General features: G+C 68.9%; 20 protein-coding genes and 1 pseudogene. 11 read left to right on the top strand and 10 right to left on the bottom strand.

Going from position 1 to position 24107, the window contains the following annotated elements:
- The first annotated feature begins 157 nt into the window (after positions 1–157).
- The gene (locus ACO0LV_RS00160; RefSeq protein WP_424785834.1) at positions 158–583 is read left to right on the top strand and encodes an OsmC family peroxiredoxin; all 426 of its coding nucleotides are present in this window, start codon (positions 158–160) and stop codon (positions 581–583) included.
- A gap of 20 nt (positions 584–603) precedes the next feature.
- On the opposite strand, the gene coaE is transcribed toward ACO0LV_RS00160, so the two are convergent.
- From coaE to rpsA, 3 genes are all read right to left on the bottom strand, one after another.
- A complete protein-coding gene (gene coaE, locus ACO0LV_RS00155) occupies positions 604–1848 on the bottom strand; it encodes a dephospho-CoA kinase (RefSeq protein ID WP_424785833.1) in 1245 nt (414 codons plus the stop codon).
- 62 nt (positions 1849–1910) lie between these two features.
- The gene (locus ACO0LV_RS00150; RefSeq protein ID WP_424785832.1) at positions 1911–2480 is read right to left on the bottom strand and encodes a pyroglutamyl-peptidase I; all 570 of its coding nucleotides are present in this window, start codon (positions 2478–2480) and stop codon (positions 1911–1913) included.
- A gap of 57 nt (positions 2481–2537) precedes the next feature.
- Positions 2538–4028 carry a 30S ribosomal protein S1 gene (gene rpsA, locus ACO0LV_RS00145; RefSeq protein ID WP_424785831.1) on the bottom strand — a complete coding sequence of 497 codons (1491 nt, stop codon included), beginning with the start codon at positions 4026–4028 and terminating at the stop codon, positions 2538–2540.
- Positions 4029–4301: 273 nt separating this feature from the next.
- On the opposite strand from rpsA, the gene ACO0LV_RS00140 reads away from it, so the two are divergent.
- From ACO0LV_RS00140 to moaA, 3 genes are read left to right on the top strand one after another with little or no spacing between them, the layout of a single operon-like run.
- Positions 4302–4790 carry a MogA/MoaB family molybdenum cofactor biosynthesis protein gene (locus ACO0LV_RS00140; protein WP_424785830.1) on the top strand — a complete coding sequence of 163 codons (489 nt, stop codon included), beginning with the start codon at positions 4302–4304 and terminating at the stop codon, positions 4788–4790.
- The gene (locus ACO0LV_RS00135) at positions 4790–5233 is read left to right on the top strand and encodes a molybdenum cofactor biosynthesis protein MoaE (protein ID WP_424785829.1); all 444 of its coding nucleotides are present in this window, start codon (positions 4790–4792) and stop codon (positions 5231–5233) included. Before ACO0LV_RS00140 ends, ACO0LV_RS00135 begins: the two co-directional genes overlap by 1 nt.
- Entirely contained in the window at positions 5230–6321 is a 1092-nt protein-coding gene (moaA, locus tag ACO0LV_RS00130) for a GTP 3',8-cyclase MoaA (protein WP_424785828.1), read from the top strand. The genes ACO0LV_RS00135 and moaA overlap by 4 nt, the downstream gene beginning before the upstream one ends.
- Positions 6322–6354: 33 nt before the next feature.
- On the opposite strand, the gene ACO0LV_RS00125 is transcribed toward moaA, so the two are convergent.
- The 7 genes and pseudogenes from ACO0LV_RS00125 to ACO0LV_RS00095 form a co-directional block, all read right to left on the bottom strand.
- Positions 6355–6597, bottom strand: coding sequence for a MoaD/ThiS family protein (locus ACO0LV_RS00125; RefSeq protein ID WP_424785827.1), 243 nt, complete (start codon positions 6595–6597; stop codon positions 6355–6357).
- Between the two features lie 80 nt (positions 6598–6677).
- A pseudogene (gene moaC / locus ACO0LV_RS00120) lies at positions 6678–7145 on the bottom strand (cyclic pyranopterin monophosphate synthase MoaC); the annotation flags it as partial.
- On the bottom strand, positions 7142–8401 hold the full coding sequence (gene glp / locus ACO0LV_RS00115) for a gephyrin-like molybdotransferase Glp (RefSeq protein WP_424785826.1): 1260 nt from the start codon (positions 8399–8401) through the stop codon (positions 7142–7144). The pseudogene moaC and the gene glp, both read right to left, overlap by 4 nt.
- Complete coding sequence (locus ACO0LV_RS00110; RefSeq protein ID WP_424785825.1) at positions 8398–9624, bottom strand: ThiF family adenylyltransferase; 1227 nt, start codon at positions 9622–9624, stop codon at positions 8398–8400. Before ACO0LV_RS00110 ends, glp begins: the two co-directional genes overlap by 4 nt.
- A 39-nt stretch (positions 9625–9663) precedes the next feature.
- Positions 9664–12441, bottom strand: a complete 2778-nt coding sequence (locus tag ACO0LV_RS00105) for a multicopper oxidase domain-containing protein (RefSeq protein WP_424785824.1) — start codon at positions 12439–12441, stop codon at positions 9664–9666.
- On the bottom strand, positions 12438–13571 hold the full coding sequence (locus tag ACO0LV_RS00100) for a hypothetical protein (RefSeq protein ID WP_424785823.1): 1134 nt from the start codon (positions 13569–13571) through the stop codon (positions 12438–12440). Before ACO0LV_RS00100 ends, ACO0LV_RS00105 begins: the two co-directional genes overlap by 4 nt.
- A gap of 13 nt (positions 13572–13584) precedes the next feature.
- A complete protein-coding gene (locus ACO0LV_RS00095) occupies positions 13585–13881 on the bottom strand; it encodes a DUF2249 domain-containing protein (protein WP_424785822.1) in 297 nt (98 codons plus the stop codon).
- 379 nt (positions 13882–14260) lie between these two features.
- Here ACO0LV_RS00095 and ACO0LV_RS00090 point away from each other — a divergent pair, with 379 nt between their 5' ends.
- From ACO0LV_RS00090 to ACO0LV_RS00060, 7 genes are all read left to right on the top strand, one after another.
- The gene (locus ACO0LV_RS00090; protein WP_424785821.1) at positions 14261–15004 is read left to right on the top strand and encodes a helix-turn-helix transcriptional regulator; all 744 of its coding nucleotides are present in this window, start codon (positions 14261–14263) and stop codon (positions 15002–15004) included.
- Positions 15001–18705: a nitrate reductase subunit alpha gene (locus tag ACO0LV_RS00085; RefSeq protein WP_424785820.1), complete on the top strand. Its 3705-nt coding sequence runs from the start codon at positions 15001–15003 to the stop codon at positions 18703–18705. The genes ACO0LV_RS00090 and ACO0LV_RS00085 overlap by 4 nt, the downstream gene beginning before the upstream one ends.
- A gap of 61 nt (positions 18706–18766) precedes the next feature.
- A complete protein-coding gene (gene narH / locus ACO0LV_RS00080) occupies positions 18767–20446 on the top strand; it encodes a nitrate reductase subunit beta (RefSeq protein WP_424785819.1) in 1680 nt (559 codons plus the stop codon).
- A complete protein-coding gene (narJ, locus tag ACO0LV_RS00075; protein WP_424785818.1) occupies positions 20443–21207 on the top strand; it encodes a nitrate reductase molybdenum cofactor assembly chaperone in 765 nt (254 codons plus the stop codon). The genes narH and narJ overlap by 4 nt, the downstream gene beginning before the upstream one ends.
- Positions 21204–21947 carry a respiratory nitrate reductase subunit gamma gene (gene narI / locus ACO0LV_RS00070; RefSeq protein ID WP_424785817.1) on the top strand — a complete coding sequence of 248 codons (744 nt, stop codon included), beginning with the start codon at positions 21204–21206 and terminating at the stop codon, positions 21945–21947. The genes narJ and narI overlap by 4 nt, the downstream gene beginning before the upstream one ends.
- Positions 21944–22540 (top strand): molybdenum cofactor guanylyltransferase, encoded by a 597-nt coding sequence (gene mobA / locus ACO0LV_RS00065; protein ID WP_424785816.1) that lies wholly within the window; start codon positions 21944–21946, stop codon positions 22538–22540. Before narI ends, mobA begins: the two co-directional genes overlap by 4 nt.
- Positions 22541–22613: 73 nt before the next feature.
- The gene (locus tag ACO0LV_RS00060; protein WP_424785815.1) at positions 22614–24083 is read left to right on the top strand and encodes a cytochrome ubiquinol oxidase subunit I; all 1470 of its coding nucleotides are present in this window, start codon (positions 22614–22616) and stop codon (positions 24081–24083) included.
- The last annotated feature ends 24 nt before the right edge of the window (positions 24084–24107 follow it).

Genomic DNA, 24107 nt, shown 5'->3' with positions numbered 1-24107 from the left:
GGCGCGAGTGCGGTGAGAGCTGCGGACGCGCCGGCCCGGCTGCGGTGAGGTGCCCACCACGTGGGACGCCTTGCCGTGAGTGCCGACTCCGGCTGCGCCTGGCGCGGGGAACAGGCAGGATGGCCACGTCACTGAATCCACGGATGAGGAGTACACCATGGCTGTTGTCAGCAAGGCGAGCACCGCTTGGAAGGGCGACCTGTTCAACGGCTCCGGAGCCACCAGTCTGCAGACCTCCCAGGTGGGCACCTTCGACGTCTCCTGGAAGGCACGGGCCGAACCGGGCGCGGGCACCACGAACCCGGAGGAACTGATCGCGGCGGCGCACGCCTCCTGCTTCTCCATGGCCTTCTCCAAGGAGTTGGCCGACAACGAGACACCCCCCACGGCACTGGAGACCAGGGCCGAGGTCACCTTCGAACCGGGCACCGGCATCACCGGGATCACGCTGCGCGTGACCGGCACGGTCGAGGGCATCAGCGCCGCGGACTTCGAGCGGCTCGCCGAGGGCGCCAAGGACGGGTGCCCGGTCTCCCAGGCGCTGGCCGGGGTCGAGATCCAACTGCAGGCCACCCTCGCCTGAGCGGGGCGCGGGGCCGCGGTTCACCCGTGGTCTGGATGCCAGCCGGTCTTCCCGATCCAGGCCTGCAGGCGAGGCCAGGCGGCGGTGAACCACGGCTCCTTGGCCTGTGCGTACTCACCGGTCGTGGCCGTGCCGGCGACGGTGCGTCGCTTCAGGTCGGCATACTCGGCCCGCGCGTCCCCGTCGGCGCGCAGCCAGTCCCGGAACGCCAGCGCGTAGCGCCAGCCGGGGCCACCCACGTGCCGCACGTGCAGGTTCACCGGCCTTCCCGGGTCGGCGTTGGTGTAGAGGCGTTTGCGCCACTGCGCCGGTTCGGGTGCGTGGGGTTTGGGTACATCGCGCTCGATCGCGGTGTGCCGGATGAACCCCGCGGTGCGTAACGGCTCATCGAGGTCCACCGCGGCGTCGAGGTCGACGACGCCCAACTGCAGGTCGATGACGTCCTTGGCCACCAGACCGGGGACCGCGGTTGAACCGATGTGGTCGGCCGTCTCGACCTGCTCCCCCACGGCGCGCCGGATCCGGGCGAGCAGGTGCTCGGCCTGCACGTCCCAGGGACGATCCAGCCCGGTCGGACCGGCACCGGTCGCGGCACGCGCGCCCCCGGGAGGCTCCATCAGCATTGCGGGGCCCGGCCCACGCTCGGCCCGCCGGTTCTGCGCGATGTTGTGCGCGAACGGCGCCAGCCGGGTGTGCCACAGGTCCTCGATCTCCTCGCGCACCTGCGCCTTGGGTCGCTCGGTTTCCAGCCACACGTCCGCCACGGCTCGGCGCCGCTGATCGTCGGTCTGTGCCCGTATCCGCGACCAGGCATCTGCCTCGGAGAGTCCGCGCCCGGACACCAGGCGGCGATGGCGCTCGATCTCGCCCGCTCCTGCCACCAGGACCAGGTGATACCGGTCGGCCAGGTCATTCTCCACGATCAGCGGTACGTCGTGCACCACGATCTGCCCTGGTGGCATCCGGCTCAGGAGTGCCCGGGTTCGGTCGGTGACCAGCGGGTGAACCACCGCCCCCAGGCGCGCGCGGGCCTCCTCGTCGTTGAACACGATCCGGCCCAGGGCCGGCCGGTCCAGGGAGCCGTCGGGTTGCAGCACCTCGGGCCCGAAGGCCCGCACCACCTGGGCCAGGCCGTCGGTACCCTCCTCGACCACCTCCCGGGCGAGGACGTCGGCGTCGATCAGGCGTGCGCCGAGGTCGGTCAGCACCGCCGCCACGGTGGACTTACCGGCTGCGATCCCGCCGGTGAGGCCGATGTTGAGCACGCTCCGACAGTAGTGGTTCGGGCGGCGGTCGTGGTCCGCCCGGCTCCGCACCGTGCTCGTGCTCAGTCCACCGCGCCGTCAGGCACGACGTCGTCGGTCTCGGTGGCCAGGGCATACTCGACCGCCGCGACCACCGCCCGGGTGGCCCCGGCCACGCCGAGCACCTCGACCGGCGGTAGGTGGGCGAACCCGGCCCGCGTCGTCGTCGGCCCTTCCACCCGCCCTCCCTCTCCTGCGGCGGCATGCAGCCCGGCGTACATGACCGCGTTGCACCCGTAGATGCCCGCGCTCAGGGAGAGTTCTGCCTCGATGCCGACCTCATGGACCGCCGGCCGCATCGCCTTCACCGGCAAGGTGGTGAAGTAGGCGCTCGGGCCCCCGGGGATCACCGGTACGTCCACGGGCTGCTCCCCGGCGTTGTCCGGGATCCGCGCGTCGATGAGGTTGACCGCCACGCGTTCCAGGCCAAGGCGTTCCCGGCCCGGCGCGAGCCCCAGGCTGAGGACCACCTGCGGGCGGTGTCGCCTCACCAGATCGATGAGCCGCACGCAGCGCGAGAAGTCCACGGGGAGGATCTCGGTCTCCCAGCCGGGGTGATCCTGCAACGCGGTGGCCACAGCAAGGCCCCTCACCCGAACCCGGGTGAGGGGCCTTGCGCGGGCCGATCAGTGTTGATCAGCGTGAACGGCTCAGTTGCCGGTCAGCTTCTCCCGCAGGGCAGCCAGTGCCTCATCGGAGGCGAGGGTGCCGCCGGTGTCGGCCGGCGCAGCGGTGTAGCTGCTACTGGAGGACGAGGACGGGGAAGCGGACGAACCGCTGTCCTCCTCGCCGACCGGAACCTCGGAGTCGGCCTCGATAGCGGCGGCCACCTGCTTCTTGTGGGCCTCCCACCGGGACTGTGCCTCGGCGTACTGGGACTCCCACGCCTCGCGCTGGGCCTCGAAGCCCTCGAGCCACTCGTTGGTCTCCGGGTCGAAGCCCTCGGGGTACTTGTAGGTGCCCGCCTCGTCGTACTCGGCGGCCATGCCGTACAGCGACGGGTCGAACTCGTCGCTGTTCGGGTCCACACCCTCGTTGGCCTGCTTCAGGGACAGCGAGATGCGGCGACGCTCCAGGTCGATGTCGATGACCTTGACGAACACCTCATCGTCCACGGTCGCGACCTGCTCGGGCAGTTCGACGTGACGCTGGGCGAGTTCGGAGATGTGCACCAGGCCCTCGATGCCGTCCTCCACGCGCACGAACGCACCGAAGGGCACCAGTTTGGTGACCTTGCCCGGCACCACCTGACCGATCGCGTGGGTACGGGCGAAGGCCTGCCACGGGTCCTCCTGGGTGGCCTTGAGCGAGAGCGAGACACGCTCGCGCTCGAAGTCGACGTCGAGCACCTCGACCGTGACCTCCTTGCCGACCTCCACGATCTCGCTGGGGTGGTCGATGTGCTTCCAGGACAGTTCCGACACGTGCACCAGACCGTCCACGCCACCCAGGTCCACGAACGCACCGAAGTTGACGATCGAGGAGACGACACCGGGGCGGACCTGGCCCTTGGCCAGGGTCTGCAGGAAGGTGGAGCGTACCTCGGACTGGGTCTGCTCCAGCCAGGCGCGGCGGGACAGCACCACGTTGTTGCGGTTCTTGTCCAGTTCGATGATCTTGGCTTCGATCTCCTGGCCGATGTAGGGCTGCAGGTCACGCACCCGGCGCATCTCCACCAGGGAGGCGGGCAGGAAGCCGCGCAGCCCGATGTCCAGGATCAGGCCACCCTTGACGACCTCGATCACGGTGCCGGTGACGACGCCGTCCTCTTCCTTGATCTTCTCGATCGTGCCCCAGGCACGTTCGTACTGGGCGCGCTTCTTGGACAGCAGCAGCCGGCCTTCCTTGTCCTCTTTCTGCAGGACAAGTGCTTCCACGTGCTCGCCCACCTCGACGACCTCATCGGGGTCGACGTCGTGCTTGATGGACAACTCGCGGGACAGGATGACGCCCTCGGTCTTGTACCCGATGTCGAGGAGGACCTCGTCACGGTCGACCTTGACGACAGTGCCCTCGACGATGTCACCGTCATTGAAGTACTTGATGGTCGCGTCAACGGCTGCGAGGAAGTCTTCTTCCGAGCCGATGTCATTGACTGCGACCGACGGGACGCTGGTCGAGGCGGGGGTAGTGATAGTCATTGAGTAGTGGACTCCGTTGCGGACAGGGATTGTTGGGATATCTGACGTGGCACGCCGCACCCGGATTGACCGGGACGGGCCGAGTCTGATCACAATGACCGGACAACAGGCCCGCGTTCGACCGCGACACCACGTGGATGACAAGCCATCCGGGCATGCGGGCACGAGGCACCGACAACGCAGTCTAGTGCCTGCGGGCAACCGTGAGCAACGTGATCTGCACAGCCGGGTTCCGGCCCGTCCCGAGCCGCTTATGCGGGTTAGGCTCGGAGGATGCTAACCGAGCAGCGCACGCCCCGGGCCTTCGTGATCACCGTGTCCGATCGGAGCGCGGCCGGAGAACGTGAGGACCGCTCCGGTCCGCTGGTCGAACAGCACCTCACCGACCACGGTTTCGCGGTGACCCGTCGGATCGTGCCCGACGGCGTGGAAACGGTGCGTACCGCCCTCACCCAGGCGCTGGACAGCGACGCCGACGTCGTGCTCACCCTGGGTGGCACCGGCGTCAGTCCGCGGGACCGCACCCCGGAGGCGATCGCGCCCATGCTGGAACTGGAACTGATCGGGGTGGCCGAGGCGATCCGCGCACACGGGCTGAGGAACACGCCGACGGCCGCGCTGTCCCGCGGGCCGTGCGGTGTGATCGGTAGCACCGTGGTGATCGCTCTGCCCGGCTCCTCGGGTGGCGTACGCGACGGACTCGAGGTGGTGGTTCCGCTCTTGCCCCACCTGCTGGACCAATTGCGCGGAGGTGACCACTGATGACGGTGACGCACGAGGATGAACGCCTGAACATGATCCAGGTGACCGAGCAGACCCTGGATGTCGCGGAACACATGGCCGCAGTGGACGATCCCCGGTGCGGAGCGGTGACCACCTTCGTGGGGCAGGTGCGCGATCACGACCCGGGCGTGACCGGCACGGTCACCTCGATCAGCTACTCCGCCCATCCGGACGCCCAGTCGGTGCTCGAGCGGATCGTGGCCGAGGTCTCCGGCGGAGCCGATCCGCTGCGGATCGCGGTGAGCCACCGGGTGGGTGCCCTGGTTGTGGGCGACCTGGCCCTGGTGGTGAGCGTGGCCAGCGCGCACCGCGCACAGAGTTATGCGGCATCGCGTGAGGTCGTGGAACGGATCAAGGTCGAGCTGCCGGTCTGGAAGAAGCAGCACACCGCCGATGGCGCCGGCCACTGGAGCGGCATATGAGTTCCCAGCCGGTACCGGTGACGATCGGCTCCGCTCCTCCCCCGCCCCGGACGGTTCCGGACCCGGACCCGCGGCGCGGCAGCCCACTGGTGGACACCTTCGGACGAGTGCACCGGGACCTGCGCATCTCCCTGACCGACCGCTGTTCGCTGCGCTGCACCTATTGCATGCCCGAACAGGGCATGGAGTGGCTGGCCCGTTCCTCGATCCTCTCGGTGGATGAGATCGTCCGGGTCGCCCGGATCTGTGCCGAGGCGGGCATCTCCACGTTCCGCCTCACCGGCGGTGAACCGCTGCTCCGGCGCGACATCGTCCAGGTGGTCTCCGAACTGGCGGCGCTCCGCACCCCTGACGGCAAGCCGGTGCAGGTCGCCATGACCACCAACGGCATCGGCCTGGACAAGGTGATCACCGCCCTGGCCGATGCCGGCCTGGCCCGGTTGAACATCAGTTTGGACACCGTTCAACCCGAACGCTTCGCCGAACTGACCCGGCGCAACCGGTTCAAGGACGTGATGGCCGGTATCGAGGCCGCTTCCCGCTCCGGGCTGCGCCCGTTGAAACTGAACGCCGTGGCGATGCGCGGGGTCAACGACGACGAACTGGTCGACCTGGTCGAGTTCGCCCTGTCGATGCAGGCACAGATGCGGTTCATCGAGCAGATGCCGTTGGACGCCGGCCACACCTGGGACCGGAAGCAGATGGTGACTCGCGAGGAGATCCTGGCGGCCCTGGGCAAGCGCTGGGAACTCCACCCGGTGCCGGGGCGTGGCGGTGCTCCCGCGGAGAAGTTCCGACTCGATGACACCGACAGCCACGTCGGGGTGATCGCCTCGGTCACCGCCCCGTTCTGCGGGGCGTGCGACCGGCTGCGCCTGACCGCCGACGGCCAGTTGCGCAACTGCCTGTTCTCCACCGACGAGTACGACCTCATCCCGGTGGTGCGGGCCGAGGACCCGGAACTGAACACCGATGAGCGCATCGACGCGGTGCTGCGGGCCTGCATCGACGCCAAGAAAGCCGGGCACGGCATCAACGATCCGGGCTTCCTGCAACCCGCACGTGGGATGAACGCCATCGGCGGCTGAACCCCCGGGCGCCAGCCCGGCGCAGGGCGGGCGTCAGCCCCCGGCGAAGGGCGGCAGTACGTCCACGGTGGCGCCGGCGGGCACCGGATCCTGGGCCGAGGACGACCGGCGCCCGTTGACCAGGATCGAGCACCGGTCCAGCACGTCGCCGGTGCCCGGACCACCGTGTGCGGTCAGGTCCCGGAGCAGGTCACCGACCGTGCCTGCGGCGGACTGCACCTCGGTCCGCCCGATCATCTCGGCAGCGACGGCGAACAGCCGCACCCGCACACTCATGCCGTCCTCCGCGATCCATCGGCGGGCGCCGCGCCGCCCGCCGCGCCCACCGCCGGCGCCGGTGGCCCGTCGCCTGCCTCCTCACGGCGCCAGGACCCGGACCGGCCGCCGTCCTTGGCCTCGAGGCGTACGTCGGAGATCCAGGTGGCCCGGTCGATGCCCTTGACCATGTCCACGACCGCCAGGCCCGCCACCGACGCCGCGGTGAGGGCTTCCATCTCCACCCCGGTGCGGTCCGCGGTGCGAACCGTGGCGACGATGCGCACCCCGCCCTCGGCCGGCTCGACGTCAACGTTCGCCCCGTGCACCCCGATCACATGGGCCAGCGGCAACAGATCCGCACACTTCTTGGCGGCGTTGATTCCCGCGATCCTGGCCACGGCGAACACATCGCCCTTCGGTGCGGTGCCGTCGTGCAGATGGCCCATCACCTCAGCGTTGCAGTGCACGAACGCACTGGCCGTTGCCGACCGGATCGTGGGTGACTTCTCGGTGACATCGACCATTCGGGCGTGGCCCGCCTGGTCCAGGTGGGTGAAGGCGGTCATAGATGTCCTCCCGGTTCGACGACGGCCTCGACGATGTCGCCGGGCTCGACATGATCGATGTGCCCGGGGACGATGGCGTACCCGTTGGCCCGTGCGAGGCTGGCCACCAGGTGCGACTGGGACCCGTGCCTGGCGGCCGGGCTGATCTCGGCGTGCCCATCGGCGCCGGGCCGCACCCGGGCGGGCAGGTACTGGTCACGCACCGGTGGGGTGCGCCATCCCTGGGTGACACGGGCCGGCACTGTGGCGGGCAACACGACGTCCGGCGGTGCACCGTGCAGCAACTGCAGCGCCGGCCGGACGAACACGTGGAAGGACACCCATGCGCTGACCGGGTTCCCGGGCAGGCCGAACAGCCACGCGCCGCCGTACCGGCCGAACGCCTGGGGCTTGCCCGGCTGCATCGCGACCTTGCTGAAGGTGACCTCCTCGGAGCCGGCGAACACGCGAGTCAACGGGTCGTAGGCGCCGGCGCTGACTCCCCCGGTCAGCACGATCACATCCGCCAGCGGCTCAACCTGGGCCAGGTGGTCGGCCAGTTCGGCGGGGTCGTCCCCGACCGGTGCGGCGCTCACCACCTCGGCACCTGCCTGGCGGGCCAGCGCACGGATGAGTAACGAGTTGGAGTCCGGGATCTGGCCCCGGGCCAGGTCCGCGCCCGGTGGCAGCAGTTCGCTGCCGGTGGCGATAACGGCGACCTTCGCCCGAGGGTGCACGCCGACCCTGCCCTGGCCGGTGGAGGCCAGCGAGGCCAAAGCCGTCGCGTTGAGGTACGTGCCGGCCGGGGCGACGAGGTCCCCTGGCATCATGTCCCCGCCGGCGGATCGCACGTGCCGGCCGTGCGTCTGGGGCTGGTTGACGGTCACGGTCGCGGCGAGTGCGCCGTGCGGGTCGGTGCGGTCGGTGTGCTCCAGTTGCACCACGGTGTCGGCGTCGGTGGGCAGCACCGCCCCGGTCATGATCCGGGCCGCCTGCCCCTGCCCCAGCGCCGGGTCCAGGCCGCTGCCCGCGGGCAGGTCGGCGACGACGTCGAGCGTGACCGGGGTATCTGCGGCTGCACCGGCCACGTCGGCGAACCGGACGGCGTAACCGTCCATGGCCGAGTTGTCCCATGGCGGAACCGGGAAGCGCGCGTGCACAGCTTCGACGAGGCGTAAGCCGTGGGCCTCGGTCAGCGGGAGGTGCTGGGCCGTCAGCGGCCGCATCCCGGACAGGATGCGCTCGCGCTGGTCGGACACCGCGATCAGGTCACTCATACCAGCTCCGGTTCCTGGCGTAGGTGGTCCACCGCTCCGGGGGCCAGCACCGCACTGGTCCAGCCGGCCCGGGTGAGCAAGCGGGTGGCCCGTGCAGCTCGGACACCTGCGGAGCAGTAGGTGACCACATCCTGCTCATCGTCCAGTCCGGCCCGGCGCAGCAGGTCCGTGACCGCCTGCGTCTCATCTGCCCCCCGGGCTGCCTGCAGCAGCGCGCTGATCGGCACGTTCACTGCTCCGGGCAACGCGTCATGGGCGGCCTCATCGGGCTCGCGCACGTCCAGCAGCACCGTCGCCGCTTTGTCGGTCCGGTCCCGGCGCTGCTGGAATGCACCCAGGTCCAGGGTGGTGACCCCGTCCGGTGGCCGGACCGCCCCCAGGGGGTCCCCGACTGCGGCGCCGGGCGCGGACGCAGTTTCGCCCATCGCCGGCACGGCCTCATGGGCGCCCCGGCCGGTGTGCAACGGGACCTCGTGAACTCGCATCGTGAGCGCGTCGATGACGGCGACCCGGCCCAGCAGCACCTGACCCATCCCGGTGATGAGTTTGATCGCCTCGGTGGCCATCATCGAGCCGGCGATGCCGCACAGGGACCCGATCACCCCGGCCTCAGCACACGAGGGCACCGTGCCCGGCGCCGGCGGTCGGGGGAACAGGTCACGCATCGTGACCGGCGCGGCGGGTGAGGGTGGCGCGGACCAGAACACCGACACCTGGGCGTCGAAACGCAGCACCGAACCCCACACCAGCGGGATCGCCAACTCCGCGCAGGTGTCTGCCACCAGATAGCGGGTGGCGAAGGTGTCGGTCCCGTCCAGTACCAGATCGTGCCCGGTGAGGATCCGGGCCGCGTTGTCATCGGTGAGCCGCTCTTCGTGCAGTCGCACCTGTGCACCGGGGTTGAGCCCGAGCACCCGCCGCCGGGCGTTCTGCGCCTTGGAGGATCCGAGGTCTTCATGGGCGTGGATCACCTGCCGGTGCAGGTTCGAGGCCTCGACCACGTCGTCGTCGATGATCGTCAGGCCGCCGACCCCGGCAGCGGCCAGGTACTGCAGCACGGGTGCACCGAGTCCTCCGGCTCCCACCACCAGCACGCGGGCGGCTGCGAGACGGCGCTGGCCGATCTCACCGAACTCCGGCAGCAGCGTCTGACGCGCGGTGCGGGCCGCTTCCGTCGCGGACAGAGCCGGCACCGGTTCGACCAGGGGCGGCAGGGACGTCATCGCTTCAGTCTAGGTCTGAAAAACTCCACGTGCCCTCGCCTACTCGGTCACCGTGACGATCCCCGAGGCACCTCGTTCGGCATCAGCCATCACGTGGCTGACCATCGGGTAGTTCCCGGCCTCGCCGAAGACGGTCTCGACGAACCCGCCCTGAGCCACCGCGACCGAGAGCGCCTGACTGCCGCCGCCGGTGTCGCCGAAGGCGTCCACCCCGCGGTTCAGGTGGTAGCCGCCCTCGTGGAAGACGGTGTCGAACTGCGAACCGACGATGTGGAAACTGCTGCCCCGGTTGGGGCCGGCGTTGAGCACCCAGAACCGCACCCGCTCCCCCACCCGTGCCGGGAGCGGCTGCTGACGGTACTGGAAGGCAATGCCGTTGAACGCGACCGCATCGGCGGAGCCGGCCCGGGCGCGGTCGGCGTCCACCTCGGCAGCGTTGCCCCGCCCGTGCCCGCTCGCCCGGAGGTAGGCCTCGGACTGGACCAGCACGTAGTTGCGGTCCACCGGCTCCAGGTCGTCGGGTTCGATGATGACCGCCCCGAACATGCCCGCCCCGATGTGGCTGGTCATCGGGTCGGTGCCGCAGTGATAGAGCCAGATCCCGGCCATCCCGGCAGTGAAGCGGTAGACCAGCGACTCCCCCGGGGCGATCGTGCGCATCGGCTCGTCGGGGGCCAGCGACCCCGCGTGGAAGTCGATCGAGTGCCCGATCGTGCCGTCGTTGACCAGGGTGATCTCGAAGACGTCCCCGACCCGCCCGTGCACCGTGGGACCGGGTACCTGACCGTTGAAGGTCCATCGGCGCTGCCACACTCCCGGGGCCACCTCCAGCTCCACCTCCTGGGCCGTCAGGGTGAGCTCGTGGACGGTGCCCGCGTCGGTGTCCAGCGGCGGCAGCCCGGGATCGACGAAGCCGGTGACTTCTGCCGCGTCGGGCAGGATCGACGGTCGTGGCCCGTCGGTATCGCCCTGCCCGCCTCGGTGCCCGGCGTGGCCGTGCCCGCCCGCCGCGGCGACGTCGTCATCGTCCCCTTCCGGCCCGGCCTGGTCGGCCGGCACCGGCGTACCGTCGGCGCCGACCGCGCTGACGGTGAGCACCATTCCCATCTGCCGGTGCCCCACGATGGTGCACCAGCCCTCCAACGACCCGGAGATGACACCGGCCTCCAACGTGGCCGACTCCCCGGTGGCCAGCCGCGGCGTCTGCTCACTGCCCAGGATCAGGTCGTGTACGTCGGAGGTGTCCTCATTGATCAGTTCGATCACGAGCCTGTTCCCCACGGGGACCTCGATGTGGTCGGGGCTGAACCGCATGTCGTCGGCCACCACCTGCACGGTCGTGGTCCGCCCGGTCGGGACGACGTCCTCGGCCGCGCCGGTCCCCGCAGTACCGGCGGGAGTGCCCAGACCGGCGGCGGCCGGATCCATACCCACCCCCACGGCGGTCGCCACCGCCAGCGCGGTGATCGCCCCCACGAACTGCCCACCCCGCCAGAACGGGCCCCGGGCATACTCCCGGGACACCGCCACGGTGCTCTCAGTGCGCTCGACGCTCCCGGCATCGGCAGCCGCTGCCTCCTGTTCCTCGCGCAGTGCCCGGCGGGCCCGGATCGCACCGAGCATCAACGGGATGAACCAGGCCAGACCGGCCAGCGTCACCACCGAGGTGGTCACCCGCACGGCACTGGGCACCGGAAGCAGGAAGATGACCAGGCCGAGGTTGATGAGGACCAGGCGGGCGGCACCGGCCCGGTTGAACCACCATTGGGTGGTCCGCACCGCCACCGGGCCCCCACCCAGCACCACCGGGATCAGGTAGGACATCGCGCCGGTGAGGAGCTGCGCGGCGAAGCCCGCCACGATCACCGCCACGACGGGGCCGAACCCGGCGGTCAGTTCCCCCCAGGTCGAACTCATCATGGTGTTCAGCGTCAGCCACCCCAGACCGACCACCGCCCAGATCATCGCGGCGGCCACCGAGGCCGGGGCGAACTCGCGCGGTGGACGGGTACGCGCGGGCCGCACCAGCGCCCGGCCCCACCAGACCAGCGCCAGAACGTAGGCCAGCAATCCCGCGCCGACCACGGCCAGCACACCGGCCAGCGCCCCGGTCAGGACCACCACCAGGGCCGCGCCGAACACCGGGAGAGCCCGCTTGGCCAGGCGCTCGGCCCGCTCGTCCATCCGGGTGCGCAGCATCGTGGGCCACAGCGTGATCAGCGTGCCGGTCACGGTGAGTCCCACCCAGCCGAGCACATTCAGCATCGAGTGCGCCAGGAGCAGCTGGCCGTGCAGGGGGTCGGCGTACCCGCGCGCCAGCATCACCCCGAACAGTGCGCCGACCGGGAGGAAGACGGCCGCGGCCAGGTAGTAATGCACGGTGATCCGCATCCGGCCCGGCAGCGCGTGCCGCAGCCGGCGCCACAGCGCCAGGAAGTGCGCCACCACAGCGGTGACCACCAGGACGGCGCCGGCCACCGTGAGGGGCCAGATCGTGGTGGGCACCCCGACCATCACCATTGTGACACCCACCAGCAGGGTGGCCAACCGCCTGGACTGACGACGGCGGTCATCCAGTTCCGTGGGAGTCTTCAGCAGGGCCTGGGCGAAGTAGACGCTCCAGACCATGATCGAGTGGGTGGCGGCGCCCAGCAGCACCAGGTGCACCATCAGCCAGCGGGACTCGGGCACGAACGGGTGGGCGATGGCCATGATCACCGCCACAACGAGCCACAGCAGGGCGGGCCGGTCCCGCATCGCCCAGACGCCCCGGGTGGTGGACGCACCCGCCTGCGGCGGGGAGGTGGTGGTTCTCATGCCCGGGCCGCCGGTGTCGTTCGGTTCCTGCCGGCCCAGACCGCCACGCCCACCGCGCTGAGTGCCAGCAGCAGCAATGCCGCGATCGTCAACAGGCCCCCGACCTGCCACACCGTGTTCACTTCCGTCACCATTCCCAACGTGCGAACCACCATCCCGGCGTGCAGCACCGTCAGGGGCGCCCACGACACCGGGTGGTAGGGCAGCGAGATCCTCAGTACCGCCGGCAGGATCACCGGGGCGTGCGCCAACACCATCGACATGCCGAAGCCCAGAAAGATCCCGTGCACCACCAGGTCGTACCAGTGCGGCACCCCGGCCGGTCCACCCATCATCCAGACCAGGCCCGCCAGGGCCAGCCACGCGTACCCGGCGAGCATCGCGGCCGCGGCGAACCTGGGCAAGCCCTTGGCCCGAACCATCCGGCGGGCCACATCATGCCACCCGAGGTAAGCGGCCAGGAGGAGCAGCGTGAGACCGAAGGCCGCCGCTCCCGCACGGGAGAAGACCATGGTCGCCAACGACGCGAGAACCAGCGCACCGGCCAGCATCAGGACGATCGGCTCGGCCCAGCGGGGCAGGGAGATCCGGGCCAGTTCCACCCGTTCGGCGACGATGGTGAGCACGATGAATCCGGACAACAGCGCGACCAGGTCCACAATCTCAACCCGGATCCAGAACGCGGCCGCGAACAGGGCCAGCAACGCACCGAGCAGTTGCACCAGCACGGTGTTGTCCCAGGACCGCCGCCAGAGTTGCACGTAGACCGCGCACAGCACGGCCGCCCCGTTGACCAGTAGCAGCTGGCCCAGCACCGGCGGTGCCGGGCTGAGCAGCGCCAGCCCGCCGCCACCGAGCAACGTCGGTGCGAGGAAGCCCCAGGCGCTCCGCAGCGCCACCGCGCGCTCAAGTGAGATCAGGGCGCCCAGGAAGCCCAGCACCATCAACATGCCGTGCAGCACGGGCAGGCCCGCCGAGGTCGCCGGGGCGGGCAGGCCCAGCAGCAGCAGGGCGGCATTCAGCCCGGCGAGCATGCTCACGCCGGCGGCTGACAGCAGTACCAGCCGGCCCGCTCTCGTGCTACGGCCGGTTCCGGTCGCCGGTCGGACCGGTGGCGCCGTCGTCGTCAATGACCTCTCCGTGCTAGTCGCGCTGCAGCCGCAGCCGCCAAGCCTCCGGGCCCTGCTCCAGGTAGGTCACCGAGATGCTGCCGGCCTCCCGTTCGGCGATCTGGGCCAGCAACGGCTTGGGGTCGTGCGGGGCTACCAGCACCATGGCCTCACCGGAACCGATCGCTGACAGCGCACCGAACACGCTCCCATGCCGGATCCGGTGCGGGATGGGGCGTACATCCAGTTCGGGCAGGTCACCATCGTGCTCACCGCAGGCGCACCCGGCGGGCTCCTGGATCACGTTCAGCATCGGGCGGGCGTCGGTCATCGCTGGCTCCTCGGGTGAGCGTCGGGCTTGGACGCCCAATTATTACATATCTGAGTTGTGCAAATCCCCACGCCGCCACGACACCCCTCACGCGCCCCGGGCGCACCGCGCTGGAGACCTGTCGCGCTGCCGGGCCGGAGCCGCGATGCGTCCTGGAAATCCGGTCAGGAATGCGCACGCGACGCAGCCGGCAAATGCCCGAACGGTCATCCCGCTGCATTCTCCGCGACGGTTGGAATAGAGCGCTCAAGCCGCATTTTCCAAGGCCAGCGTTGCCAAATTCAATGGTCAATTGATTGGGCAGGAACGCTTGCGGGGGCCCCGGGATCGGCCTAGATTGCTCGTGAGGGCAGTTCCTTCAAATTGCGAGGATCCAATGATGGACCGGCAACCGGTGGATGGTTTGGGAGTACTGGAGTCGCCGGTGCGCAAGGAACTCCTGGAACACCTGGTCGAGTTGTTCCACAGCCGTGACCTGGATTCCGCGACACCGCCCGGACGCACGGCCAGGGAATTGGCCGAGCTCACCGGCCTGCACGTGACCACGGTGCGATTCCACCTCGAGCGACTGGTCGGCGCCGGCTTCCTCGACGCCCACTTCGAGCCGCCCGCCGGGGTGGGCCGTCCGCGCAAGATCTACACCTCGCACCTGAGCCGCTGGCCCGCGCCCACCACGAGCCGGCACCACGAGGCGCTGGCCGGCCTCCATGCCGGTCTCGAGGCAGGCAAGGACGGACCCGCCCGGGCCGAGGAGGCCGGGCTGGCCTGGGCCCGGGCTCGGGTGCAGGCCGGACCCGGGCTCTCACCAGCCCCGGCCCGCACACCCGGCACCTGGCTGGCTAAGATCGGCCGGCTGATCGATGAACTGACCGATTGGGGCTACGGGCCGAACGTGCGCACCACCGGCGCGTCGGTGGAACTGACGTTGCACTACTGCCCCTTCCTTGCCCTGGCCACCGAGGATCCCGAAGTGGTCTGCGCGGCCCACCGCGGTCTGCTGCGCGGCACGCTCGAGGCCATCGGGGAACCCGAGGTGCGAGTCAGTCTGCAACCCAAGGTGGGCCCGCACGCCTGCCGCGCCCACCTACGAACGATGACACCGCTCACCGGAGGCCCAGCATGACCACCACCAAGCCCCCCACGATTGAAGGCCCCCTCAGCGGCGCCCTGGTGGGCACCCGGCGCTTCTTCGGTAGCGCCGAGGTCAGCGAGGACAAACGCAGCCTGCACCTGTCCGGAGGGCGCGCCGGGGACTCCTTCTACCGGGACCGGTGGAGCCACGACAAGGTGGTGCGCTCCACCCACGGGGTCAACTGCACCGGTTCGTGCTCCTGGAAGGTCTACGTCAAGGACGGGATCATCACCTGGGAGGCCCAGCAGACCGACTACCCATCCGCGGGGCCGGACCGGCCCGAGTACGAGCCCCGTGGCTGCCCACGGGGCGCGGCCTTCTCGTGGTACACCTACTCCCCCACCCGGGTGCGCTACCCCTACGTGCGGGGGGTGCTGCTGGACATGTTCCGCGCCGCGAAGGCCAAGTACACCGACCCGGTGGTGGCTTGGGGCTCGATCGTGCAGGACCCCGAGTCGGCGCGCACCTACAAGAGCGCCCGCGGCAAGGGTGGCATGGTCCGGGCCACGTGGACCGAGGTGGTGGACTTGCTCGCGGCCGCGCACGTCTACACGATCAAACGCTGGGGCCCGGACCGGATCGCCGGCTTCTCCCCGATCCCGGCGATGTCACCGGTCAGTTACTCCTCCGGCTCCCGGTTCCATGAACTCATCGGTGCGCCGATGCTGAGTTTCTACGACTGGTACGCCGACCTGCCCAATGCCTCTCCGCAGATGTTCGGGGACCAGACCGACGTGCCCGAGTCCGGGGACTGGTGGGACGCCGGATACCTGATCATGTGGGGCTCCAACGTCCCGGTCACCCGCACCCCGGACGCGCACTGGATGATCGAGGCACGCTACCGCGGGCAGAAGGTGATCTCGGTGGCTCCCGACTACGCCGAGAGCGTCAAGTTCGCCGACGAGTGGGTCGCCTCGGCTCCGGGCACCGACGGTGCGCTGGCGATGGGGATGGGTCACGTCCTGCTGAAGGAGTACTTCGCGGACCGGCAGGTGGACTTCTTCACCGACTACAACCGCCGCTTCACCGACCTGCCCTACCTGGTCACCCTCGATGAGGTCGAGGACACCGACGGCACCTACCGGCCGGGGAAGTTCTTGGTCGCCGGGGACTTCGACAACCCCCAGCGCGACAGTGAGAACGCGATGTGGAAGCCGGTGGTGCTGGATGAGATCAACGGCGAGGTCGCGGTCCCGAACGGTTCGATCGGGCACCGGTTCGGCCCGGAGGGGGCCGGGAAGTGGAACCTGGACCTGGGCGACATCGAACCGGCGCTGAGCCTGTACGGCCATGACGACGGCGGTTCGGCCGCCCTGGTGCAACTGCCGCGGTTCGACAATCCCGAGGGCGCGCTGAACCTGGACGTCCGGGGCGTGCCGGTTCGCCGCATCGGTGGGCACGTGGTCACCACGGTGCTGGATCTGCTGCTGGCCCAGTACGGAGTGGCCCGCCCGGGTCTACCCGGAGCCTGGCCGGTCGACTACGCCGACCCGTCGGTTCCCGGCACCCCGGCGTGGGCCTCCGACATCACCGGGGTCCCGCCGGAGCAGATCATCCGGCTGAGCCGGGAGTGGGCCCAGAACGCGATCGACACCCAGGGTCGCGGGATGATCCTGATGGGCGCCGGGACGAACCACTGGTACCACTCCGACCAGATCTACCGGGCGATGCTCCTGCTCACCACGATCACCGGCTGCCAGGGCCGCAACGGTGGCGGGTGGGCGCACTACGTGGGCCAGGAGAAGATCCGGCCGATCATGGGGTTCCAGCACCTGGCCTTCGCGCTGGACTGGATCCGCCCGCCCCGGCACATGAACCAGACCGCCTACTGGTACGTCAACACCAGCCAGTACCGGTACGACACCTTCGGTGCCGAGAACCTCAACGGCTCCACCGGGGTGTTCAACGGCAAGGGCACCATGGACCTGCTCGCCCAGTCCGCCAGGTTGGGATGGACCCCCAGTTACCCGCAGTTCGACCGGAGCAGCCTGGAGGTCGCCGACGAGGCCGCGAGGGCCGGGCAGGACGTAGGCCAGTACGTGACCCGGGCCCTCAAGAGCGGGGACCTGAGATTCGCCGTCGAGGATCCCGAGGCGCCGCAGAACCACCCGCGGATCCTGTCGCTGTGGCGAGCCAACCTGTTCGGGTCCAGCGCCAAGGGCAACGAGTACTTCCTCAAGCACCTGCTGGGCACCGACAACGCCGTCAAGGCCACCGAGGCGCCGCCGGAGCATCGTCCGGAGGGCATCGCGTGGCCCGAACAGGCACCGGAGGGCAAACTGGACCTGCTGCTCAGTCTCGACTTCCGGATGACCTCCTCCACCCTGCTCTCCGACGTGGTGCTACCGGCGGCGACGTGGTATGAGAAGCACGATCTGAACACCACCGACATGCACCCATACGTCAACTCCTTCAACCCGGCGATCGACCCGCCGTGGCAGTCCAAGACCGACTGGGATACGTGGAAAGCGATCGCCAAGCGGTTCTCCGAGCTGGCCGTCGACCACCTCGGTGTGCGCAAGGACGTGGTCACCAAGCCGTTGTGGCACGACACCCCGGAGGCGATGGCCACGGTGCACGGGCGGGTCAAGGACTGGAAGACCGGTGAGGTCGAACCGGTTCCGGGCAAGACGCTACCGGTCCTGGCCGAGGTGGTGCGGGACTACCCGGCCACCTACGAGCGGATGACGGCGGTCGGCCCGTTGCTGGAGAAGGTTGGCATGCTCACCAAGGGAGTGGCCTACGACGTCAAGCGGGAGGTGGATCTCCTCCGCCACCGCAACGGCACCGTGCGTTCCGGTTCGGCCAAGGGCATGCCACGCCTGGAGACCGATATCCAGTTCGCCGAGTCCATCATGCACCTGTCGGCCACCTGTAACGGGCACCTGTCCACGCTGGGGTTCAGGAACCTGGAGCAACGCACAGGTACCCGACTGCACGACCTGGCCGCCGAGCACGAGGGCAAGCAAATCACCTTCGCCGACACCCAGAACGCCCCGGTGCCGGTGATCACCTCCCCGGAGTGGTCCGGGTCGGAGAGCGGCGGGCGGCGCTACAGCCCGTTCACCATCAACATCGAGCGGCTCAAACCGTTCCACACCCTCACCGGGCGCCAACAGTTCTATGTCGATCACGACTGGATGCTCGGGATGGGCGAGGGTCTGCCGGTGTACCGGCCACCACTGAACATGACCGACCTGTTCGGTGAATCCCCGATCGGGAGCCAGAACGAACTCGGGGTCTCGGTGCGCTACCTGACCCCGCACAACAAGTGGTCGATCCACTCCGAGTACCAGGACAACCTGTTCATGCTCAGCCTGTCCCGGGGTGGGCAGACGATCTGGATGTCCGACGTCGACGCGGCCAAGATCGGGGTGGCTGACAACGACTGGATCGAGGCCGTCAACCGCAACGGTGTCGTGGCCGCCCGCGCCATCGTCAGCCACCGCATGCCCGAGGGAACGGTGTACATGCACCACGCCCAGGACCGGCTGATCGACGTACCGCTGACCGAGACCGACAACAAGCGCGGGGGGATCCACAACAGCCTCACCCGGATCCTGATGAAACCGAGTCACATGATCGGCGGATACGCCCAACTGTCCTACTTCTTCAACTACATCGGACCCACCGGCAACAACCGGGACGAGGTGACGATGATCCGCAGACGCACCGCCCCGGTGCGGTACTGACCCCCAGAGGCGCTGCCCACGTTCCCCGGCCGGGCCCTCCCGGCCCCGAGAAGGAGATCACATGCGCATCATGGCCCAGATGGCGATGGTGATGAACCTCGACAAGTGCATCGGGTGTCACACCTGCTCGGTCACCTGCAAACAGGCCTGGACGAACCGATCCGGCACCGAGTACGTCTGGTTCAACAACGTCGAGACCCGGCCCGGCCTCGGGTACCCGCGTGGCTATGAGGACCAGGAGGAGTGGAAGGGCGGCTGGGAACTCAACTCCCGCGGACGCTTGAAGCTCAAGGCTGGCGGCCGGATGAGGAAACTGGCCACGATCTTCTCCAACCCCAAGATGCCCTCCATCCAGGACTACTACGAACCCTGGACCTACGACTACGAGACGTTGCTGAACGCCCCCGCTCAGCAGACCTTCCCGGTGGCTACCCCGCAGTCGCTGATCACCGGGGAGCGCATGAACATCACCTGGTCGGCGAACTGGGACGATGACCTGGGCGGCTCCGGCGAGCACGCGGCCAAGGACCCGATGCTCGCGGGCATCGAGGACAAGGTGAAACTGGCCTTCGATGACACCTTCATGTTCTACCTGCCCCGGATCTGTGAGCACTGCCTGAACCCCAGCTGCGCGGCCTCGTGCCCATCGGGCGCGATCTACAAGCGCAGCGAGGACGGGATCGTGCTGGTGGATCAGGACAAGTGCCGCGGGTGGCGGATGTGCATCACCGGCTGCCCGTACAAGAAGGTCTACTTCAACCACAAGACCGGCAAGGCGGAGAAGTGCACCTTCTGCTACCCCCGGATCGAGGTGGGCATCCCGACGGTGTGCGCCGAGACCTGCGTGGGCCGGCTCCGTTACATCGGCCTGGTGCTCTACGACGCCGACCGGGTGCTGGAGGCGGCTTCGGTGAAGGACGAGCACGCCCTCCTGGATGCGCAGCGCTCGGTGTTCCTGGATCCTCATGACCCGCAGGTCCAGGCCGAGGCCGAACGGGCCGGCATTCCGCTGGACTGGATAGAGGCGGCCCAGCGGTCCCCGATCTACACCCTGATCAACACCTACGAGGTGGCGCTGCCGCTGCATCCGGAGTACCGCACCATGCCGATGGTGTGGTACATCCCGCCGCTGTCCCCGGTGGTGGACGTGATCCGGGACACCGGCCACGATGCGGAGGACCAGGACAACCTGTTCGCCGCGATCGACGCGCTACGGATCCCGGTGGAGTACCTGGCGAACCTGTTCACCGCCGGAGACACCGCCCCGGTGACCAAGGTGCTCCAGCGGCTGGCCGCGATGCGTTCCTACATGCGCGACATCAACCTGGGCCGGGAGGCACAGGCGATCATCCCGGAGTCGGTGGGGATGAGCGAGGAGGAGATGTATGAGATGTACCGCCTGCTCGCCCTGGCCAAGTACGAGGACCGCTATGTGATCCCCTCGGCTCATGGCGAGGACGCCCACGCCCTGGAGGAGATCGCCACCGACTGCCCGGTGAGCGGCTTCGACGAGGACCTGATGACCGGTTCGGGACCCTTCGGAGAAGGGTCCGGGCACGGCCAGGGCACCAGGGTGGCCGCGGAGAATTTCGCGGTGCTGCAGGAGCGCCAGACCTCCGACACGCTGGTGGGCGGGCAGCCCAAGTCCGGTCGGGTCAACCTGTTGAACTGGGACGGCAAGGGTGTGCCGGAGGGGATGTTCCCACCGGCGCCGGAGTCCGAGGAGTCGGGGTCCCGATGAAACGTTGGCTGCGGCACCGCCGCTCCCGGCCCACGCTGAGCCCCCGGGAGCAGGCCGACACCTGGCAGATCGTGTCCTTGCTGCTCGGTTACCCCGAACCCCGGCTCCTGGCCCTGTTACCCACCCTGGCCGAGGTTGCCACGAGCCTGCCGGATCGGGTCGCCGGACCACTGAACGACTTCCTCGAGCATGCCCGGCGCTGTGAGCCCGCGGAACTGCAGACCCAGTACGTGGACACCTTCGACGTCACCCGGAAGTGCTGTCTGCACCTGACCTACTTCCTGCACGGGGACACCCGCAACCGTGGCGCGGCCCTGGTGCAGTTCAAGCAGGCTTATCGCAAGGCCGGGGTGGTGCTCCACGATGAGCGTGCCGAGCTGCCCGATCACCTGTGCGTGGTGCTGGAGTTCGGTGCCACGGTGGACGCCGACGCCGCCTGGACGCTGCTGAACCATCACCGGGTCGGTATCGAACTGCTGCACCAGGGCTTGCTCCGCCGGTCCTCCCCGTGGATCGACGTGGTGCGGGCATTGCGAGCCACGTTGCCGGATCTGGATGAGGACGACAATCTGGCCCTGGCCCGTCTGATCGCCGAGGGACCCCCGCACGAGGACGTCGGTATCGACAACGCGCCCTACGCGCTGGATCCGGCGCTGGACCAGTTGCGCACACCCCCCGGGTCCGATGGGTGTGGCACACCCACGGGCGCCCAGGAGCCCACGTTCCTGGGCTCCACCATCGATGTTGGAGTTCCGCGATGACCACGTTCCTGTGGGTGATCTTCCCCTACATCTGCCTGACGATCTTCGTGGGCGGTCATATCTGGCGCTATCGCTACGACAAGTTCGGCTGGACCACCCGCTCCTCGCAGTTGTATGAGTCACGGCTGCTCCGGATCGGCAGCCCGTTGTTCCATTTCGGGATGCTGTGGGTGGTGATGGGCCACTTCCTCGGACTGGTGATCCCCAAGACCTGGACGCAGACCGTCATCAACGATGAGGCGTATCACGTGGTCGCCGTGACCGGCGGCATGCTGGCCGGCGCCGCAGCCTTGTCCGGCCTGGTGATCCTGATCTACCGGCGCCGCATGACCGGCCCGGTGTTCTCGGCCACCACGGCCAACGACAAGTTCATGTACCTCGTGCTGGCGGTGGTGATCCTGCTGGGCTGCCTGAACACCATCCAGTCCTCCGGGATGATCGCGGTGGCGGGCACCGAGCACTACGACTACCGCGAGGGGGTGTCGGTGTGGTTCCGTTCCATCTTCTGGTTCCAGCCCCAGCCCGAACTCATGACCGGCGCCCCGTGGAGTTTCCAGGCGCACTCCCTGACGGCGTTCTTCCTGTTCGCGATCTGGCCGTTCACCCGCCTGGTGCACGTCTTCTCCGCCCCGTTGGGCTACGCGGTTCGGCCTTACATCGTCTACCGCAGCCGGGATGAGCGCCCCGTCGCCGCGGTGGGCAGCCGGGCCCCGAAGCGGGGCTGGGAACAGAACCGTTGAGCCCCGGGGCTACCCCCTCCTTCGACGTCGTGATCCTCGCCGGTGGCCGTGGACGCCGCATGGGAGGGCAGGACAAGGCCGCCCTGCCGGTAGCCGGGCGGCCGATGCTGGCTCGGGTGCTGGAGGCTGCGCAAGGGGCCCGCGACGTCGTCGTGGTCGGGCAGGCGCACACGCCCGACGGCGTACGGCAGGTCAGTGAGGAACCTCCCGGTGGCGGACCGGTCGCCGGGATCAACGCCGGTGTGGCCGCCCTCGGCGAGCCGGCACCGTGGACGTGTGTGCTCGCGGTGGACCAGCCGGGCGCCGGGGCTGCGCTGAGCGCGATCATCGGCGCTCTACCGGCCATCGACCCCCTGGTGGAGGTGGTGTGCCACCTCGATGCCACGTCTCACGCGCAGTGGCTCCTGGCCGCCTATCGCCACGACGCACTCGTCCAGGCTCTCGCCCCGCACGGAACCGGCCACGGCGTCCCTGTCGGGCGCCTGGTCTCGGGCCTGCGGTTCCAGTACCTGCGGGCCGGGGCCGAGCACGTCGGCGACATCGACACCTGGGCCGACCACGCCCGCTGGGAACAACGCCTCGGCGGGCTCTGAACCGCACCGCAGGCGCGCGGGTGTAGGCTAACTACCGCTTGTAGTACTACACCCCTCGTTCTGCGGGAGCGTCATGGAAGCGTTGGAACTGGCCCGGTGGCAGTTCGGCATCACCACGGTCTACCACTACTTCTTCGTGCCGATCACGATCGGGCTGTCCCTGCTGGTGGCCATCATGCAGACCTGCTGGTTGCGCACCCGCGATACGCAGTGGCTGCGGCTGACCAAATTCTTCGGCAAACTCTTCACGATCAACTTCATCCTCGGACTGGTCACCGGCATCGTGCAGGAGTTCCAGTTCGGGATGAACTGGTCGGACTACTCCCGGTTCGTCGGCGACATCTTCGGCGCACCCCTGGCGATCGAGGCCCTGCTGGCGTTCTTCCTGGAGTCGACCTTCCTGGGCCTGTGGATCTTCGGCTGGGGCCGGATCCCGGAGAAACTCCACGCGGCCAGTATGTGGATCATCCATATCGGCACCGTGCTGTCGGCCTACTTCATCCTGTCCGCGAACTCCTTCATGCAGAACCCGGTCGGGTACCACATCAACGAAGAGAACGGCCGAGCCGAACTCACCGACTTCCTCGCCGTGCTCACCAACAAGGTGCAACTGGCGGCCTTCCCGCACGTGCTCACCGCGGCCTGGATGACCGGCGGGGCGTTCGTGCTGGCCTTCACGCTGTGGCACCTATGGCGCAGCACCGACCAGACGCCCGCGGCGGACAAGCCGATGTATCGCAAGGGCGCCAAACTGGGCGCCTGGGCGCTGCTGATCTCCGGGGCGCTGGTGATCGTCACCGGTGACGTGCAGGGCAAGGTCATGTACGACGTGCAGCCGATGAAGATGGCCGCCGCCGAGGGCCAGTACCACGACGTCCCGGAGGGAGTGGGCGCCCCCTTCTCCATCATCACCGTGGGCACCCTGGACGGTCGGGAGGAGATCTGGGCGTTGACCGTCCCCAAGTTGCAGTCCTACCTGGCCACCGGGTCACTGACCGGTGCCGTGGAGGGTATCAACCACATTCAACAGCGCTACGAGATGACCTACTCCGGCCACGAACTGACCGAGGCGGATGACTACCGCCCGATCATCCCGGTGACGTACTGGAGCTTCCGCCTCATGATGGGACTCGGCTTCGCCGGAATGGCGGTGGCCGCGGCGGTGCTCTGGCGGTTGCGGGGCCGGGGCTCGGAGCACGATGAGGACCGGGTCAGCCACCGGTACTGGCTCTGGGCGGCGGCGACGGTGCTGTTCATGCCGTTGCTGGCCAACAGTTTCGGGTGGATCTTCACCGAGATGGGCCGCCAGCCCTGGTTGGTGATGGGCCTGATGACCACTCGCACCGGCGTCTCCCCGGGTGTGACCACCTTCGAGGTGGCCACCTCCCTGGCGGTCTTCACCCTGCTCTACGGGGCTCTGGCGGTGGTGATGGTGAGGCTGAGCCTGCGCTACGGCCGGGCCGGCGCCGAACACGTACCCGAGGACGCCTCCTTCGACCCGGGCGAGCGGTCCGACGACGACGAATTCGTCTTCACCTACTGATCGGCGCGGAAGGACTACGACTGA

Source organism: Pseudactinotalea sp. Z1739, from assembly GCF_049725055.1.
GTDB lineage: Bacteria > Actinomycetota > Actinomycetes > Actinomycetales > Beutenbergiaceae > CALKWS01.
The sequence above is the reverse complement of the archived record's forward strand: the minus strand, read 5'-3'. Positions and strand labels throughout refer to the sequence as shown.